Origin of the sequence: Cohnella laeviribosi DSM 21336 (genome assembly GCF_000378425.1) — a bacterium.
Taxonomy (GTDB): domain Bacteria; phylum Bacillota; class Bacilli; order Paenibacillales; family Paenibacillaceae; genus Cohnella; species Cohnella laeviribosi.
Genome location: NZ_KB899809.1, coordinates 1 through 16,251 on the forward strand (window position 1 = coordinate 1; position 16,251 = coordinate 16,251).

Consider the following 16,251-nt stretch of genomic DNA (forward strand, 5'->3'; position numbering starts at 1 on the left):
GAACTTTGTTATCTCGTCAATAACAATTTCCATTTTGAGGTGCTGAATTCCTTTTAATTATGCTCAAAACACCCTGACTTTTTCAGGGGAAACTAAATAAAAAATGACGGGATCGTAATTGAATTTGCCTCCGCATCGTACCCTCCTGGTCTCATCTTATTGTAATCGCGGCGCTTTATTCCCCCCTATCCGTTTGCATGATTTCGATTCGATCGTTTGATTTTGGCGATTTAACCGATTTTGAAATACCAATCGACAACACGATGACCGCGATAATGACAAAGCCGAAAAATACGGAAGCTTGCAGCACAACAAAACCTCCATTTCTTCTATAAAAACTACAGATTATAGTTTAAATGATGATGCAATCCAACGTCAACGAAGACGGTCCCGTTCCGAAGGACACGTCTTCAACTGCTACACACAACCATAGATGAAGGTAGTTGTCATGATAACCAAAACCACTATGGAGGGTAACAATGTTTTTCTTTCAAAGAACGGAACATTGATTATGGTTTGCGGATCGATTAACTGCTTTAGCCGGTAATTGACGGATTCGTTTGCGAAATGAACTGCATAAGCCTGAGGCTTAGCCGGATCAATCTTCAACATCTTAAGCAGCACATGGGCAAGCTGAATCTCGCTCCCCATGCGAAATATTGCATATCGATCCGCAAGCAGTTCCATCCATACTTTATAATGATGGACCAGACCTTTGATCACCGGAAGAAAAGCAAGACATTCGGCGATAATCGACAATATTAAAATCTGTAAAGGATGGCGGTATTTATAATGGTACATTTCATGGAAAATAACGGATTCCAATTCTTGTTCGTTAAACATCTCAACGCTTCCGGTGGAAAGGAGAATCTTTGGCCGGAAGAATCCTGCGGTCATCGCAATACATGCCGAGTCAGAAACGACCTCAATCCTAAGGTTTTCTTTCTTGTACTTTTCGCTAAAATATTCGGTCATTACAGGGTTGCTATTTGAGTCAACATAGCACTTCCACCTCTTGTACGACCTCACCTGCTGTATAAGTTGCTTACCAAGCACCAACAATGAAAATAGAACAAATCCGTTAAGCAAAAGCTCCCACAGAAGATGATTTGAAAAAGAATCGACAATAACTGCCATGATCAATCGAAACAAATTGGGCTTCAGCGGAACGTCTTGAATTTGATGAACAACGTTATAACCCAATTGAACAATGACCGAAAACCCGAGAATGAAAATCCATAATAAAGCGACCTTGGGTTGTCCTGGAACTCTCCATGCTATACGACTCATGATCTTCTCTTCAATTCATTCAATTTTTGTTCAAGACGTTCAATTAATCCAGGGTCCGCTTTATCCAAATTATCAATCAGATGGCTGACCACGAGAGGGCCAAAGTCTTCAATCAATCCATCGGTTACGACTTTCGTTTGCTCCAAAATAAATTGTTCCTTATTCTGTGTTGGAGAAAACAAGGTTAACCTCGTTCTGCCTTTGCCCCTTGATTCTTTAATCAAGTGTCCTTTGTCTGCCAACCGAATCATGACAGTCATGACGGCATTCAAGGATATCGGGTTTTCACTATTCAATATTTCATGAACTTGCTTGATCGTAAGTTTCCCTTTTTCCCAGAGCACTTCCATAATTTTCGCTTCCAACGAGCCGAAAAAACGATGAAGTCCTTCCTCATTCAAGTGGATCGTCTTTACTTTCAATGCTTGTACCTCCTATCTCCGCCTTCATTCATTTTATCATGAATGTCCCGCAGACATAACCCATACCGAACCCGCCGCCACGGTGATGGCAATGAAAACAGCGAAGAGAATCGTACCGGTCTGAATCCTTCCGTTTGAGGTCTCAGTGATATGCATAAACATGAGAAGCTGCAAGGCTGCTTGCAAGAACGCAAAAATATAAATGACGTTCATGATCACTTTTGCAGGCAGTTCGGATTCAAATGCTACCCACACAGCGAGCAGCGTCAACACGATGGAGAACAGATAACCCACAAAATGCTTGAAAGGAAAAGTTCGTTTATTTTGGACAGCAGCTTGCGGTTTAGCCATGACTCATCACCATCCCTGACAAATAAACGCTAGTGAAAATAAAAATCCAAACGACATCAAGGAAATGCCAGTACAAGCTAGATATAAACACTTTGGCGGATGTTTCGGGAGTTAACCCTCTCTTCGCCAATTGAAGCATAATAAGCCCGATCCAGCCAATGCCGAAAGCGACATGAACACCATGCGTTCCGGCCAGCACAAAAAAAGCAGACCAAAACGCGCTCGTTCCGATAGTTGCCCCTTCATGCACATACTGCATGAATTCATAAATCTCAAAGCCAAGGAACCCTGCTCCAAGCGCTAGCGTTAACCCAAGCCAAACGTAAATGCCCTTTAAATTTCCGAGGCGCATTTGATGAATGGCTAATCCGCAAGTGAAGCTGCTGGTCAGCAGCAAAAAAGTCTGAGTCAACACGCCCTTCATTTCAAATAACTCTTGAGGAGTCGGGCCGCCGGCCGTTCTTCCTGTCAGAACCATATATGTGGCAAACAATGTGGAGAATAACGCGATCTCAGCACCGAGAAAAATCCAGAAACCGAGAATGTTCAATTTACCCGTTTCAGACCTGTACTCCAAAGGAAGCCCTTCATGTGTCTGTTGATGCGCATTTCCCATTTTTACAAACCTCCCTTGCTTTGAAATCATTGTTTTATGCTTGATAGATCCCTCTTGATCTCTTCCACACTGACGTAATACCCTTTGTCACATTCCAAAGAACGAAGAATCATGATAACGAGAACGCCAACAGCTCCAACGATGCCCATCCAGAACCATTCGAAGACAAGACCAAATCCGCTGATAAAGAAAAAGACGGACATCATAAACGGTTTACCCGAATGGCTTGGCATATGGATCGGCAAAATTGCATCATCTATCCTTTCTCTTTGTTTCTCTTTTTTCAATCTCCAAAAAGCATCTAATCCCGTTACTTTCGGAATTACAGCAAAATTGTAATGAGGCGGTATCGCACCGTCGGTAGCCCACTCCAAAGTCCGACCATCCCATGGATCCCCCGACACTTCTGGCTTTTGACGACGGATGCTGTAATAAATGTTGTAGACCAACAAGATGAAAGCGGCCCCCATCAAAAATGCGCCAATCGTTGCAACAAAGTTCAAGCTGAACCAGCCGCTCTCCGGATCATAGGTATAAATTCTTCTCGGCATACCGGCAAGCCCAAGGAAGTACATCGGCATGAAGCAAACGTTAAACCCAATCATGAACAACCAGAAGCACCATTTGCCGATTTTTTCGTTCAACTTATGCCCGAACATCTTCGGATACCAGTAATGAAACCCGGCAAAGCAGGCGAATACGGTACCCGCAATCAAAACATAATGGAAGTGCGCGACCAAAAAGTAAGTATTATGGTACTGATAATCCGCCGCAGCCATGGCCAGCATGACACCGGTCACGCCGCCAATGACAAAGTTTACGATAAAACCGAGCGACCAGAGCATCGGGGTGGTAAACTGGATCCTCCCTTTATACATCGTAAACAGCCAGTTGAATATTTTGACTCCGGTCGGTATTCCTATCGCCATCGTCGTAATTGAAAACACCGAGTTAACCAATGCGCCGGTACCCATCGTAAAGAAATGATGCACCCACACAAGAAAGCTCAATGCCGCGATTATGATCATTGAATATACCATGGCTTTATATCCGAACAGAGTTTTCCGTGAAAATGTACTAATGATTTCCGAGAAAATGCCGAACGCCGGGAGAATAACGATGTACACTTCCGGATGGCCCCACAACCAGAACAGGTTCGCCCAAAGCATGTCCAATCCTTCTCCGGACAAAGTGAAGAAATGGCTGCCGAAGAGACGGTCGAACGTCATTAGCGCAAGAGCAACTGTCAGGATAGGAAAGGCAAACACGATAATGATACTGGTTACCAGCGTAGACCAAGTAAAAATGGGCATCCGGAGCAAAGTCATTCCCGGTGCACGCATTTTTAAGATGGTAACAATGAAATTAATGCCGGTCAGCAAAGTCCCGATACCGGAAATTTGCAAACCAAGAAGATAATAGTTTTGTCCCGGTCCAGGACTAAGCTCATTGCTGGCAAGAGGCATGTAACTAGTCCATCCGGCAGATGGAGAGCCGCCGATGACAAAGGAAATATTAAACAACATGGCTCCCATGAAGAAGGTCCAGAAGCTGACGGCATTTAAATAGGGATAAGCGACATCTCGTGCCCCAATTTGCAGCGGAACAACAACGTTCATTAGTCCGATCAGAAACGGCATCGCCATAAAAATAATCATGATCGTTCCATGCGTCGTAAAGATTTCGTTGTAATGCTGAGAGTTTAGAAATCCTGCGTTCGGAACTGCCAACTGGGTTCGCATTATAAGTGCGTCTACGCCGCCACGGAAAAGCATCAAGATGGCAGAGATCAAATACATTATCCCGATTTTCTTATGATCGACAGTGGTAAGCCATTCCCTCCACAGCCAGCCCCACCTTTTGAAGTATGTCAATACGGACACGATCGCCAGCACCGTAACGGCTATCGCCACATCCGCTCCGTAAATAAGCGGATCGCCGGTGACAAAAAACTCATCCCACTTCATATGTCTTCCCCTCCTTAATGTGAACCCGTATGATTTTTCATGCTTTTGTCCATGCTGTTTTCATCCGGCAATTTGCCATTGGAATCGACTGTTCCTTTTGGTAGCTGCCCCAACCGTTCCCTTACGCGAATTGCATATTCGGGATCATTGACATGATTTACCCATTCCAAGTGAGTCGATGAAAAGGTCATCTCGGCGGCATGTCCTTGCAGCATCAACTGGTCATATTGTTCTTTGGTTAGTTTGGGCGATGTTTTTTGAGTTTCCTGAACCCATTTGTTGAAATCCTCTTTTGAAACCGACTGGACTTTAAGCCCTTGCATTAAGTTTGGTCGCCATGTGGATCGCCGCCAAACCGGCATCTCCGAACAAAACTTATGGTTTCTATCGGTTTGAAATATTGTCAGCCCTCTTCAATGGGATCACCTTGTTTGTCATTTCGGGATTCATTATCTGGGAAGCATATCAACGATTTTCCGAACCGCCGACCGTCGCCAGCGGCTCCATGATGTTGATTGCCTCGATTGGTCTTCTGGCAAACTTCATTAGTGCATGGGTATTGCTGAAGAAAAGCGATACCAAAGGAAATATCAACGTTCGCAGTGCATATTTACACATTATCGGCGATGCGCTTGGTTCTGTCGGCGCTATTATTGCCGGATTGCTGATGCTACTCTTCTCATGGTACATAGCAGACCCGATTATTAGTGTTATCGTTGCTCTTCTGATTCTGAAAAGCGCTTGGCGTGTCATTAAGGACGCCATTCACATCCTGATGGAAGGATCCCCCATGGCCGTAGATTCATCGGAGGTTAAAAAAGCGATGCAACAAATCGATGGTGTACTTGACGTTCATGATATGCATATTTGGTCCATTACATCCGGCCTGGACTCACTCAGCTGCCACTTGTTGATCGAGGAATCAAAAGATCACGAAGCAATATTGCGGCAAGCCGTTCACCTGATTGAGGAGCGTTTCAAAATTCTTCACTGTACCATCCAAGTGGAGAAGTCCGATTTGCATCACGGGAAACTGAAGGTATAGTCTTCCAATCCATCCAACGATAAAATCAATGCAAATGCCAAATGCCCTTGGCGACCCTATCAGAGATGCCAAGGGCATTTTTTTCGGTATCTTTGATTCGATTCAGACAGCCCCCGCGGTATCGTTGAAACCGGGGTCATCTTCCCGGGCGCGCTCGTGCCGGTACCAGCGCATGAAAACAATGAAAAGTGCGCTAATGTTGATGAACTCCTGAAGCAGCTTCATCGCGATTGCGCCAAGTTGCTGATCCGCCTGTGCACTCATTAAGTTGAAGAACGCCGGCCCCCCTTGAAATTCTGCCAAAATAGCTGCGGTATCTCCGGAAACGCAAAATTGCATGGCCTGTGCCCATACGATGGGATTGATGTAAATCGCGAAAAGCGGTTCATTTGCAAAAATGATCAATACGCACGCCGGTGTCAGCAGCAAACCGTTCGCAAAAATGTACCCCAACCGACGAAGCGGTGTCAGAAAGTCCCATTCCTGCACGGGACATTGAATGTGCCACCAATTTAACATTGCAGAAACGAGGAGCACGAATGAAAAGACAGAATTCATTTTGTAATTGATCATGAACCAGTCATGAATGCTTGGCATGTGATAAAACGAGAAAAGCAGATTAAAAAGAAACAGTCCGATCAGAGGGTTCATCAACACGCGGAAAGGGCGCCAGAACGTCCTGCTAAACGCCCATCTCCACAGCCAATCGGGAATGCCGTAAATCAACATCGTCGGAACAATAAAATAAGATATTGCCATATTGACCATATGGAACGTAAACATGAGGTGACCAAGGAGACTGAGCGGCCCCCCCCATTGTCAAATATAATAGAACAACCGCGAGAAGAAATGAGATCTGTCTCTTCATCGATACCGGCGTGTTTCCCCTGAATCGCGATCTCCACGGACCAACTACAAATGTATATAAAATGCCAATAGCCATCATCAGAACCAAAAACACTGGACTCCATAATTCGGTGAAGGAGAAATATTCCAATCCCAGCAATTTAGCAAGCCTCCTCCATAATCGAAAGAGGAGCATAGCCCCTCCCTTCTTTGTTCCCTACTTTTCGCTTGACGTTGATATACTCTACGTAACTTCCTTTTTCACCTTTCTCCATGAGCCTGCGAACAGGATGATACATCCGATGAAAATAAAGGAGTCCGCCATATTGAATATGGGATAGTCAATAAAATTGACTTCGATCATATCCACCACTTCTCCTCTTGCGAGGCGATCAGTAAAATTTCCGAATGCTCCTCCTAAGACGAGCGATAAGCCGTACGCAGCCGTTTTGTTGCTCCGATGCACTTTTTGAAGGTAATAAATTAGGAACACAATCGCAACAACAGTGAATAAAACAAGAAACCATGTTTGGTTTTGTAGAATGCCAAAGGCAGCACCTCGATTACGATGGGAAGTCAAAGAAATAATTCCATCTATCATTGAAATCGACTCGCCAACCCTCATGTTGCGAACGACGGCCCATTTAATCAATTGATCAATGATATAAACAAACAATGACAGGAGATAAAAATACAGCAAAGTTCCTCCTCCTTCTTCCCATTCTCGCTGAATACTTGGTGCATCATGTACTTCTTTTCCATCCTCTCCCAGCGTTGACTTGCCAATATCGATCCGATGGTGGGAAAGATAAATAATCTCCCTATAAAATAGGGAATTGAAATTGTACCGTTAAATAAAAAATCTGCCAATGAGAATAAAACGGTAAGAGACATGCCGATATAGATGACCCCATACCGAAGAACATATTTTTGCTTGCCTATTTTACGCTGTTGTTCCCATTTTTGCACAAATCTTTCACGTCTTTCACCCCAACGGATGATGTACAATAGTTTGTGTAACCAGAATTTGTGACCTGCAGGCGCAAAAAAAGTAGGGTATCTTGGAGTGTGCGTAAACCACAAGAAAGGAACCCTACTCATGACTACTATACACCAAGATATGCTCGCAGATCTATTTGAAAAACTTGTCACGCAGTTTATTAAAGAGAACCTGGAGTCCATCATGAAAGCTGAAATCAAAAGCTTCATGGAGAATGAACAAGAAAAGCCTAATAGTCGGAACGGATACTACCAGCGCTCTCTTCAGACCAAGTTCGGCACGATCGAGGATCTCCGTGTACCACGGGATCGGAACAGCGAGTTTCAAACGCATGTATTCGAACCTTACCAACGCCGAGATGGCTGGCTGGAAGAGGCGGTGATCCAAATGTACAAAGCCGGCATGGGCACGCGAGACGTCGCTCGCTTCATCGAGAGCATGTTTGGCAGCCACTATTCACCCACGACCGTCAGCAACATTACCGTGACCGTGCTGGAGGATATCCAGCAATGGCAATCCAGGCCGCTGCAGAAGCGCTATGCTGTCCTCTACTTAGATGGCCTGTATGTGAAGCTGCGACGCAGCCGTGTCAGCGGTGAGGTCGTCTATTTTGCCATGGGCATTGATGAGGATGGCCACCGACAGATTCTCGGATTTTACGTGGGCGGTCAGGAGAGCGCCAACGGCTGGCGAGATGTCCTCAAAGACCTGTACAAGCGCGGTGCCCAAGAAGTCCTTCTCGGCGTGTTTGACGGCCTGCCCGGACTCGATGATGCGTTTCGAGAGGTGTACCCGAAAGCCGACGTCCAACACTGCATTGTACACAAGGTGCGCTCGACGTTCCCCAAGATTCGCGTGCAGGATAAGACGGAGTTTCTGGATGATCTGAAAACGGTCTACCATGCACTCGATCATGAACTTGCCCTAGCTGCCTTCGACACGTTCAAGGACAAGTGGGGCAAGAAGTATCCGAAAGAAATTCAATCCTGGGAGGAGCAATTGGATACGCTGCTGACGTTTTACAAGTACCCGCCGCAAATTAAAAATGCCATCTATACATCAAATCCAATCGAGCGAATGAACAAAGAATTTCGTAAGCGACTGAAGCCGATGAACAGCTTAACCAATATCGACGCGGTGGAGAAGATCATTTACCTCGACATCATGGACTACAACGAGCGTTATGCTAACCGCGTCACTACTGGTTTCGGTCAGCCGGGTGTCAAGGAAAAGCTGGTACAGATGTTCGAGGAGCGTTATCCCACGACTGCAACATCGGTGGAATAAAAAACCAGCGCCCCGCCTACGCTTGGGCTATGTTCGCCAAGGTGTCAGAACATTCAAACACTATGCGTTCACGCAACCACTCCTGGATATATCTACTACGTTACACAAACTTCTTGACACTACCCCCCAACGTTTTCTACAGGAAATAAGAATTACAGATTAAATTATTATTCGTAATAACGGTTTCGTTTCAGGGACTTCTTTTTCCTTCTGATGGCCAAAATCAGCATAAACATGAATGCAAGTTGCAAAAACCATACCCCTGTTATTGCTATTGTCCAGGGAGATTTCCTGTCAGGTGCAGACGTCTCCATAATTTTCATCGGAAGTTCCGACAAATCTGGAACCTGTTCCTGTTCCTGCTTAACCGGATACAATGTGGCGATTGCTTCACTGGAAGAGATGAGCGGCGAGTTTTGAACATATAAACTTCCTTCATCGTCAACGGTTAAGACGGGATCAATTCCCTTATGAAGGGTAAGCCATATCGGCTCCTGTGAATAAAAAACCCTCTCTTTTTGGTTAATATTGAACGACTTCTGTTCACCCTTGGCCATAACGAGGCGAGATTCGAAATTTTCAAACCCATAATCCAATAACTCGGTCATATCGGCGTAAAGTTCATTATTGGACGATGCTTTCAGAATGACGCCTATCAACTCGGTATCTCCTCTTCGAGCGGATGAAACCAATGTAAAACCAGCCGCGTTCGTATATCCATTCTTGATTCCGTTGGCCCCTTCATAACTCCAAAGCAACTTGTTGTGATTGACGAGCTCCGATTTCCATTCCTTCCCGGTCCATGGTTTCGTTTTGGTCGAGACGATTTGCCGGAACAGATCGTTTTTCATCGCATATTTTGCTATAAATGCCATGTCCCTTGCCGTCGTATAATGGTTAGGATCAGGCAAACCATGAGGATTTGTAAAATGGGTTTGCGTTACACCGACCTTGTCTCTAACAAACTCGTTCATCCGAATTGCAAATTGTTCTTTAGAACCATCGATGTACTCCGCTATTGCAGTGGCAGCATCATTGCCGGAATTGACAAGAAGCCCGTAGAGCAAATTCTCTAGCGTCACCTCTTCCCCTTCCGCCAAGAACACTCTTGTTCCTTCTTCATATCGAGCTTCTTTCGAAACTTTCACAGTATCTTTAATATTCGATGACTCAATCGCCACTATTCCCGTGGCGATTTTGGTGATGCTTGCTGGATATAACCGTGTATCCGCATTTTTCTCATAAAGTATAGTTCCAGTCTTTGCGTCAATCAGTACGGCAGCTTCCCCTCGAACCCTGGGTTTTTCCTCACTCGCCGACACGGGTTCTATCAGAAAGAAAACGATCAAAATCGGAATGATAAACCGCCAAATTGCCATCATGTCTAGTCTGGTCAATAAAAGTCACCTTTTCATGGTGAAATCGAATTGTTGCTATCGCAAATATACTACAGATAATAGTTTAATATGCGTCATGATTTAGCGTCAATCATCGTTACATTATTTCATCAATTGTTCATACGAGATAAAAAAGCGAAGATCACCGACAATCGGAAATCTTCGCTTTGCGGCTCCACATTCAATATACCGCCGAGGCGTGGTGTTTTATTCGACAGTTATTGTTTCATTCAGCAGTTTCTTTCTTTGCAGGCAATTCATCTGGTTCCACAAGTTCTTTCGCGCCCGTTCTGAACTCACGGATTGTCGTTCCGATCGCCTTTCCCAATTGCGGCAACTTGGACGGACCAAAGAGCAACAACGCAATCAACACAAGCAGCAAGATTCCGGTCCAGCCTATATTTAAAGGCATTGAGAACACCTCCATCCATAAGTTTCATTAATTCACCAGCAGCGCGGTTACATACATCAGCACAATTCCTAAGCTCAGGCTTGCGAAATTCAGCCAGGACACTGACGGCGCACGTGATTTGATCGCTTCCCTTACGATCATTTTACAAATGACATAGATTACTTGAGCGATCGCCCCGGCTCCGATACCGAAGAATAATGCCGCAAGCGTATCGTTAAATACGAATCCGCCCGTCCATGTTCCGATAATGGCAGGAGCTCCTCCGAGTACGGCCAGACTCAAAAATGTCTTCCAGGTAGGACGATCTTTGAGCAAAGGCGCTGCAATCCCGATCCCTTCCGTGATATTATGAAGCGTGAAACCGATGATCAAGAAGGTTCCGAGCGCTGCTTCACCTGCAGCAAAGGCGGCTCCGATCGCCAATCCTTCCCCTAAGTTGTGAAGGCCAATCCCTCCGGCAATTTTATAAGCGACTTGTTTCCCCGTTCCGCCACCCTTCCGTTCATTGGCCTGGTCGACGGCCAGCAGGAACAAGAAACTTAAAAGCGCCCCAAACCATACCAAACCAGTGCCTTGAAATACGCCCGGCGCTTCCGCCCCCAATTCGAATCCTTCTTCGAAAGTATCGACCACCAGGAAGAACAACAGCCCGACTGTAAAAGCCAAAATCGCTTGAATGCCCCGATCTGAAAATCGTCGCATAAAGGGGAACCAAAGAAGCCCTAGTCCTACAGGGACGACACCGACATAAAAACCAATCAGCGCATATTGAGCAAATCGGGCCGCGTCCGGTTCCGGCGTCTTGGCTGCCACGGGGACTTCACCTGAGAAGATTAATCCATTCGTTGTAATCAGCTTGATTTCATAAGGATCGCCTTCAACCCAACCATAGGGGATCGTAATTTCCGTTTGACCCAACCGTCCTATGGTCGGGCTCGGATGGAAGGCGGCATCCCAGAAAGAGTCATTGACAAGGACTTGGGCTATGGTGACTTCCTCGGGCCCCGAGTTAAGGACTTTGACTGTAAAACCTTCGTCGGTCAGAATGATTTTTTGAACATCGAGCGTTTCAATGGGTGCAACCGGTTCATCTTTTATACCGGTTCCCAGGTTCGAAATTAAATAAATAATAACTGCAAGAAGCACCAATGGGACGATGCCCCATACCCAACCTGCTCTCAACGGTTTCTTCGTCGATGAAATGACTTCCGTACGCATTCCTCAATCCCCCTTTCTTATCGTTTCGCTTCAAAAAAGCCCATCCAACCGAGTTCCGCAAATTCGCTTTGATGCGCGTGGAACATGTACTTGCCCGGCTCCGGGAACACCATTTCCAAAATGCCCCGTTGGCCCTGACATTGCATAATGGTATCCGTTATTACGGGTCTTGCTTCAGGATCCGCTCCAACTTCATAATATTTGAAAATATTCGCGTGAAGATGAAAGGAGTTTATCAGGTCGAATTCGGTGAAATTGCTTAAATAGATCCTAACGAGTTCGCCGACTTTGACTTCAATCGGCCATGCCTGATAGGCAAATGCGTAACCATTGACGGTATACACTTCGTTTTCGCCGTCTAAGTCCAAATCATAACCATTCATGACCATATTCAACTCGCGCGCCGGTTTTCTGGGTGTTTTCGGATCGATGATGAAGTTGCCGTACAGTCCCTTATGAATGTGTTTGGCAAGCGGCGGAATGTGGCAATGATAAACGTGCATCCCTGCCGGCTTCGCTTCAAATTCGTAAATAAATTCTGTTCCGGACGGAACCGGTTCAATCCCGTCCATGTTGGTCGGGTGAATCCCATGGAAATGGATGGAGTGCGGATGAACGGACCCGTTCCAAAATTTCACCCGAACGATATCTCCTTCCGTACAACGAATTGTAGGACCCGGGATCGTTCCGTTATAGGCCCATCCCGCAAACTTGATCCCTTTGGCAATTTCCACTTCGGTATCCATGGCGACAAGTTCATACTCCCGGACCGTTTTCCCGTCTGCCCGTGTACTCACTTTTCCATAATCGAATTGTGTGAGGGCCTTCATGGCCGCTTCCAGCCCCCGGGTTTTCTCCGTGCCCGGATTATAACCGTGTGCCATCGTCTGGTGCTTTTGTTGCTGCAGCGCAGAATGAACCTCATGTTTCTCCATGGCGCTTGCGGTTCTCCCAAACCAGGTTCCGGGGTTCAGCAGGCTGCTTCCCAATATTCCCAGAGCTCCAGCCGCTCCCCATTTTAATACTTCCCTCCGGGAAACAAGACGTTTCGGACCAAGTGCCATTACCTTCACCTTCCATTATTGTCTTAAGGAAATAAAGTTTGCCTTGCGCAAGTTTTTCGAGAAAAAAATATGGTGTGGTCAAAGGACAAAATGTTGCACTTGTGCAAAACATTGTTCATAATAAATATATGATACCCTTTCTTTTTTGTAAACCACTTTTTTAATACCACTTTTTTAATACCGAAGGATGGTTGAAAATGCGGAAACCGAACATGGAAGATCTTTTGGAAAAAATCCATCTGCTAACGGAGACGAAAGGCTATGCCAGAGTCGTTGATATCGCGGATCGACTAAAAGTCAGCCCATCTAATGTAACCCGCATGATTCAAAAACTGGATGAGCGCGGGTATGCCAAATACGAAAAATACCGCGGCATCACCCTGACTTCCAGAGGAAGTGCCATCGCCAAGGAAATGATCCGCAAACATCAATTGTTAGAGGAGTTTCTTCGAGTGATCGGCGTAGCCGAGGAATATATTTACGCGGATGTGGAAGGATTGGAACACCATATAAGCGGAAATACAGCATTTTGCATTTCGACTGTCGTCCGTTTTTTCGAACAGCATCCGGAAATAAGAAAAACGTTTCATCAGTACCGTCTCGCGCAACAATTGCGCCAAATTCCTCATCATAATCATTCTGCGCCTAACATATGAATAAATGCTCATTCAATAAATGATATTTGACAAAATCGACCTGTCAGGATTATTATATGAACAAACATTCATATATTTCCGAAGCGGGGAATGAAAGATGAAGGAATATCGGGTAAAGGGGCTTTCTTGCGGAAATTGCGCTCAAATGTTGGAACACCAGATTCAGCAGTTGGAAAACGGAGAAACAGCCAAGCTAAGTTTTAACTCGGGCAAGCTTCTGGTGGATGAAAGGGTTCCCCTATCCGAAGTTAAAGAAATTTTAAAGACCGACGGCGCATATCTCGTAGATGAAAGCGATCATCATGATGAGCACACAGAGCATGATCATGACGCACATGACCACAGTCATGGCAATAAAAAAATGTACCTTATGCTTGGCACATCGGCGTTATTGTATGCGCTGGCTCTTACATTGGACGTTCAAGTCGCTGCGTCAACCTTGATATTATTATATCTGACCGCAACAGCGATCAGCGGTTACACCACCTTTATCCGTGGTTTGAAAAACTTGTTGCGATTGAAATTCAACATCGATACGTTGATGACTATTGCCTTGATTGGCGCCATTTCCATCGGCGAGTGGAAGGAAGCAACTCTTGTCGCGATTTTGTTCGGTCTGAATGAATTGCTCGAAGGATTGGGCATGGAAAAGGCCCGCCGTTCTATGGAGTCCTTGTTGAAGGTAGCCCCGAAAGAAGCCACCAAACTGGAGAACGGCAATGAAATCACCGTTCCCATCGCAAAATTGGCGGTTAACGATATTGTAATCGTGAAACCGGGAGAAAAGATTCCTTCCGACGGTCAAGTCATCAGCGGCAAAAGCTCCGTAAACGAGGCTGCCATTACCGGCGAGTCCCTTCCCGTCGACAAATCTGAAGGCGATCCTGTATTCGGCGGCAGCATCAATAATGAAGGCGTTCTGCACATACGTATTGAAAAAGCGTACGAAGACTCTTCCCTTGCCAAAATTCTTCATTTAGTCGAGGAAGCGCAAGAGACCAAGACACCGACGGAGCTTTTTATCAATAAATTCGCCAAGTATTATACACCGCTTATCATGATTGTAGCTGCCTTGGTCATGGTGGTTCCTCCCCTGCTGTTTGACGGTGATTGGAGCTCATGGCTGTATCAAGGACTTGCGGTTCTGATCGTAGGATGTCCTTGCGCTTTGATCCTCTCCTCCCCGATCGCAATCGTATCGGGTATTGCCCGAAACGCGCGAAACGGAATCTTGATCAAAGGCGGCGTGTTTTTGGAGCAGTTGGGAAAACTCGATACGCTTGCTTTTGACAAAACGGGGACACTAACAAAAGGCGAGCCGTATGTCGAACAAACGATCGTGTACGATGAATCCAAGTTTTTTGAAGTCGCTGCGGCTATCGAGAAGTCTTCTTCCCATCCGCTCGCCAAGGCAATCATGAAGGAGATGTCCCGCAGGGGAATCGAAGCCAAGAGCGCGGATCAGATCGAAACGGTATCCGGGCGCGGTATAGTCGCCACCTATGAAGGAGCAAAATATTGGTTAGGCAATGAAAAAAGCATGGGGCACCTAAACATTCCCGAAACGGTTCAATCCTCCATTCAACAGTTGAAAGAGCAAGGCCTTACCCTCGTTCTTGTCGCCGATGATAATCAAGTGCTCGGAATGTTTGGAATCGCGGATGAAATTCGTGAAGAAAGCCGAAGCGTCATCACCCAGCTTCATCGCATCGGGATTAAACGTACCGTCATGCTGACCGGCGACCACCATAAAACGGCCGAGAAGGTCGCAAATGCTGTGGGCGTCTCAGAATATTACAGCGATTTGCTGCCGGAAGATAAAGTTGCCAAGGTGAAAGAACTGGCGGATCAAGGCGTTGTGGGCATGATTGGCGACGGAATCAACGATGCTCCTGCCCTCGCGACTGCGCAACTCGGAATTGCCATGGGCAAGGGAACGGATAGCGCTATTGAAACAGCAGATATCGTACTGATGCAGGATCATTTGGGTAAACTTCCCGAAGCCGTCACTGTCGGCCGCAGAGTGAATCGCATTATCCGGTTCAACATTGCGGTATCTTTGGGATTAAAACTTTTGGCGCTGCTCTTGACCATCCCCGGCTGGCTTACGTTATGGATAGCTATCCTTTCGGATATGGGGGCTACGATTTTCGTAACCCTGGTCAGTTTAACGATTCTGATCCAAAAGAAAAACCAACCGTGAAGAAGGAAAAGGAGCCGCTTGAAACGGCTCCTTCTTCTTGATTTATTGATGTTTCAGATGTTGCAACGTCTGAACGAATATTTCCTCGATATGCGAATCGTCCAACGAATAATACACGGTTTTTCCGGATTTTCTTCTTTTTACGATTCTAAGATTTCGAAGGTAGCGCAACTGATGGGAGATGGCCGATTGCCCCATTTCCAGAAGAACGGACAAATCGTGCACACATAATTCCTTTTGCAATAGAGCTCCGATCAGTTGAACCCGTGTTGGATCGCTTAGCGCCTTATAAAGCTCCGCAAGCTCCAAAGCGGTTGGTTTGTCCACCATCCTTTCTTTTATCGATGTCAAATCAACCTCCGATCCCACACAATATTCATCACATTCCTCAGCGGTTATTTTCTCCATTTGCCATCACCCTTCATTCATTTCCGTACTCTTATTGTCACCCATTATAACAAAGAATGCATTTTTTCG

At 45.8% G+C, this 16,251-nt stretch carries 17 protein-coding genes and 1 pseudogene; 4 read left to right on the top strand and 14 right to left on the bottom strand.

Annotated elements, in window-relative coordinates; all coding sequences use genetic code 11:
• Window positions 1-175: 175 nt before the first annotated feature.
• From F560_RS26395 to F560_RS0101330, 7 genes are all read right to left on the bottom strand, one after another.
• The gene (locus tag F560_RS26395) at window positions 176-310 is read right to left on the bottom strand and encodes a hypothetical protein (protein ID WP_019003890.1); all 135 of its coding nucleotides are present in this window, start codon (window positions 308-310) and stop codon (window positions 176-178) included.
• Between the two features lie 107 nt (window positions 311-417).
• Window positions 418-1,290: a M56 family metallopeptidase gene (locus F560_RS0101305; protein ID WP_019003891.1), complete on the bottom strand. Its 873-nt coding sequence runs from the start codon at window positions 1,288-1,290 to the stop codon at window positions 418-420.
• A complete protein-coding gene (locus F560_RS0101310) occupies window positions 1,287-1,712 on the bottom strand; it encodes a BlaI/MecI/CopY family transcriptional regulator (protein ID WP_019003892.1) in 426 nt (141 codons plus the stop codon). The genes F560_RS0101305 and F560_RS0101310 overlap by 4 nt, the downstream gene beginning before the upstream one ends.
• 36 nt (window positions 1,713-1,748) lie before the next feature.
• Window positions 1,749-2,063 (bottom strand): cytochrome aa3 quinol oxidase subunit IV, encoded by a 315-nt coding sequence (gene qoxD, locus F560_RS0101315; RefSeq protein WP_019003893.1) that lies wholly within the window; start codon window positions 2,061-2,063, stop codon window positions 1,749-1,751.
• Entirely contained in the window at window positions 2,056-2,679 is a 624-nt protein-coding gene (gene qoxC, locus F560_RS0101320; RefSeq protein WP_019003894.1) for a cytochrome aa3 quinol oxidase subunit III, read from the bottom strand. The genes qoxD and qoxC overlap by 8 nt, the downstream gene beginning before the upstream one ends.
• 26 nt (window positions 2,680-2,705) lie before the next feature.
• The gene (gene qoxB, locus F560_RS0101325) at window positions 2,706-4,646 is read right to left on the bottom strand and encodes a cytochrome aa3 quinol oxidase subunit I (RefSeq protein WP_019003895.1); all 1,941 of its coding nucleotides are present in this window, start codon (window positions 4,644-4,646) and stop codon (window positions 2,706-2,708) included.
• Between the two features lie 14 nt (window positions 4,647-4,660).
• Entirely contained in the window at window positions 4,661-4,969 is a 309-nt protein-coding gene (locus tag F560_RS0101330) for a hypothetical protein (protein ID WP_019003896.1), read from the bottom strand.
• Between F560_RS0101330 and F560_RS22185 the strand changes: the two are divergent.
• A pseudogene (locus F560_RS22185) lies at window positions 4,960-5,691 on the top strand (cation diffusion facilitator family transporter); the annotation flags it as partial. The gene F560_RS0101330 and the pseudogene F560_RS22185 sit on opposite strands and share 10 nt — an antisense overlap.
• 102 nt (window positions 5,692-5,793) lie before the next feature.
• Here the strand turns inward: F560_RS22185 and F560_RS0101340 are convergent.
• Together F560_RS0101340 and lspA are read right to left on the bottom strand one after the other, a co-directional pair.
• Window positions 5,794-6,459 (bottom strand): cytochrome c oxidase assembly protein, encoded by a 666-nt coding sequence (locus F560_RS0101340; RefSeq protein WP_245554793.1) that lies wholly within the window; start codon window positions 6,457-6,459, stop codon window positions 5,794-5,796.
• Window positions 6,460-6,781: 322 nt separating this feature from the next.
• Entirely contained in the window at window positions 6,782-7,237 is a 456-nt protein-coding gene (gene lspA, locus F560_RS0101345) for a signal peptidase II (protein WP_019003899.1), read from the bottom strand.
• A 399-nt stretch (window positions 7,238-7,636) separates the two neighbouring features.
• On the opposite strand from lspA, the gene F560_RS0101350 reads away from it, so the two are divergent.
• Complete coding sequence (locus F560_RS0101350; protein WP_019003900.1) at window positions 7,637-8,824, top strand: IS256 family transposase; 1,188 nt, start codon at window positions 7,637-7,639, stop codon at window positions 8,822-8,824.
• A 167-nt stretch (window positions 8,825-8,991) separates the two neighbouring features.
• Here the strand turns inward: F560_RS0101350 and F560_RS0101355 are convergent, their stop codons facing one another.
• From F560_RS0101355 to F560_RS0101370, 4 genes are all read right to left on the bottom strand, one after another.
• Window positions 8,992-10,221: a D-alanyl-D-alanine carboxypeptidase family protein gene (locus F560_RS0101355; RefSeq protein ID WP_019003901.1), complete on the bottom strand. Its 1,230-nt coding sequence runs from the start codon at window positions 10,219-10,221 to the stop codon at window positions 8,992-8,994.
• 226 nt (window positions 10,222-10,447) lie between these two features.
• Window positions 10,448-10,633 carry a twin-arginine translocase TatA/TatE family subunit gene (gene tatA / locus F560_RS0101360; RefSeq protein ID WP_019003902.1) on the bottom strand — a complete coding sequence of 62 codons (186 nt, stop codon included), beginning with the start codon at window positions 10,631-10,633 and terminating at the stop codon, window positions 10,448-10,450.
• Window positions 10,634-10,660: 27 nt separating this feature from the next.
• Entirely contained in the window at window positions 10,661-11,851 is a 1,191-nt protein-coding gene (locus F560_RS0101365) for a ZIP family metal transporter (RefSeq protein ID WP_019003903.1), read from the bottom strand.
• A 17-nt stretch (window positions 11,852-11,868) separates the two neighbouring features.
• A complete protein-coding gene (locus F560_RS0101370; RefSeq protein WP_026298031.1) occupies window positions 11,869-12,915 on the bottom strand; it encodes a multicopper oxidase domain-containing protein in 1,047 nt (348 codons plus the stop codon).
• A 197-nt stretch (window positions 12,916-13,112) separates the two neighbouring features.
• Here F560_RS0101370 and mntR point away from each other — a divergent pair, with 197 nt between their 5' ends.
• Window positions 13,113-13,571 carry a transcriptional regulator MntR gene (gene mntR, locus F560_RS22190; RefSeq protein ID WP_019003905.1) on the top strand — a complete coding sequence of 153 codons (459 nt, stop codon included), beginning with the start codon at window positions 13,113-13,115 and terminating at the stop codon, window positions 13,569-13,571.
• Window positions 13,572-13,668: 97 nt separating this feature from the next.
• Window positions 13,669-15,774 carry a heavy metal translocating P-type ATPase gene (locus tag F560_RS0101380; RefSeq protein WP_026298032.1) on the top strand — a complete coding sequence of 702 codons (2,106 nt, stop codon included), beginning with the start codon at window positions 13,669-13,671 and terminating at the stop codon, window positions 15,772-15,774.
• 42 nt (window positions 15,775-15,816) lie between these two features.
• Here the strand turns inward: F560_RS0101380 and F560_RS0101385 are convergent, their stop codons facing one another.
• Window positions 15,817-16,182: an ArsR/SmtB family transcription factor gene (locus F560_RS0101385; RefSeq protein ID WP_019003907.1), complete on the bottom strand. Its 366-nt coding sequence runs from the start codon at window positions 16,180-16,182 to the stop codon at window positions 15,817-15,819.
• Between the last annotated feature and the right edge of the window lie 69 nt (window positions 16,183-16,251).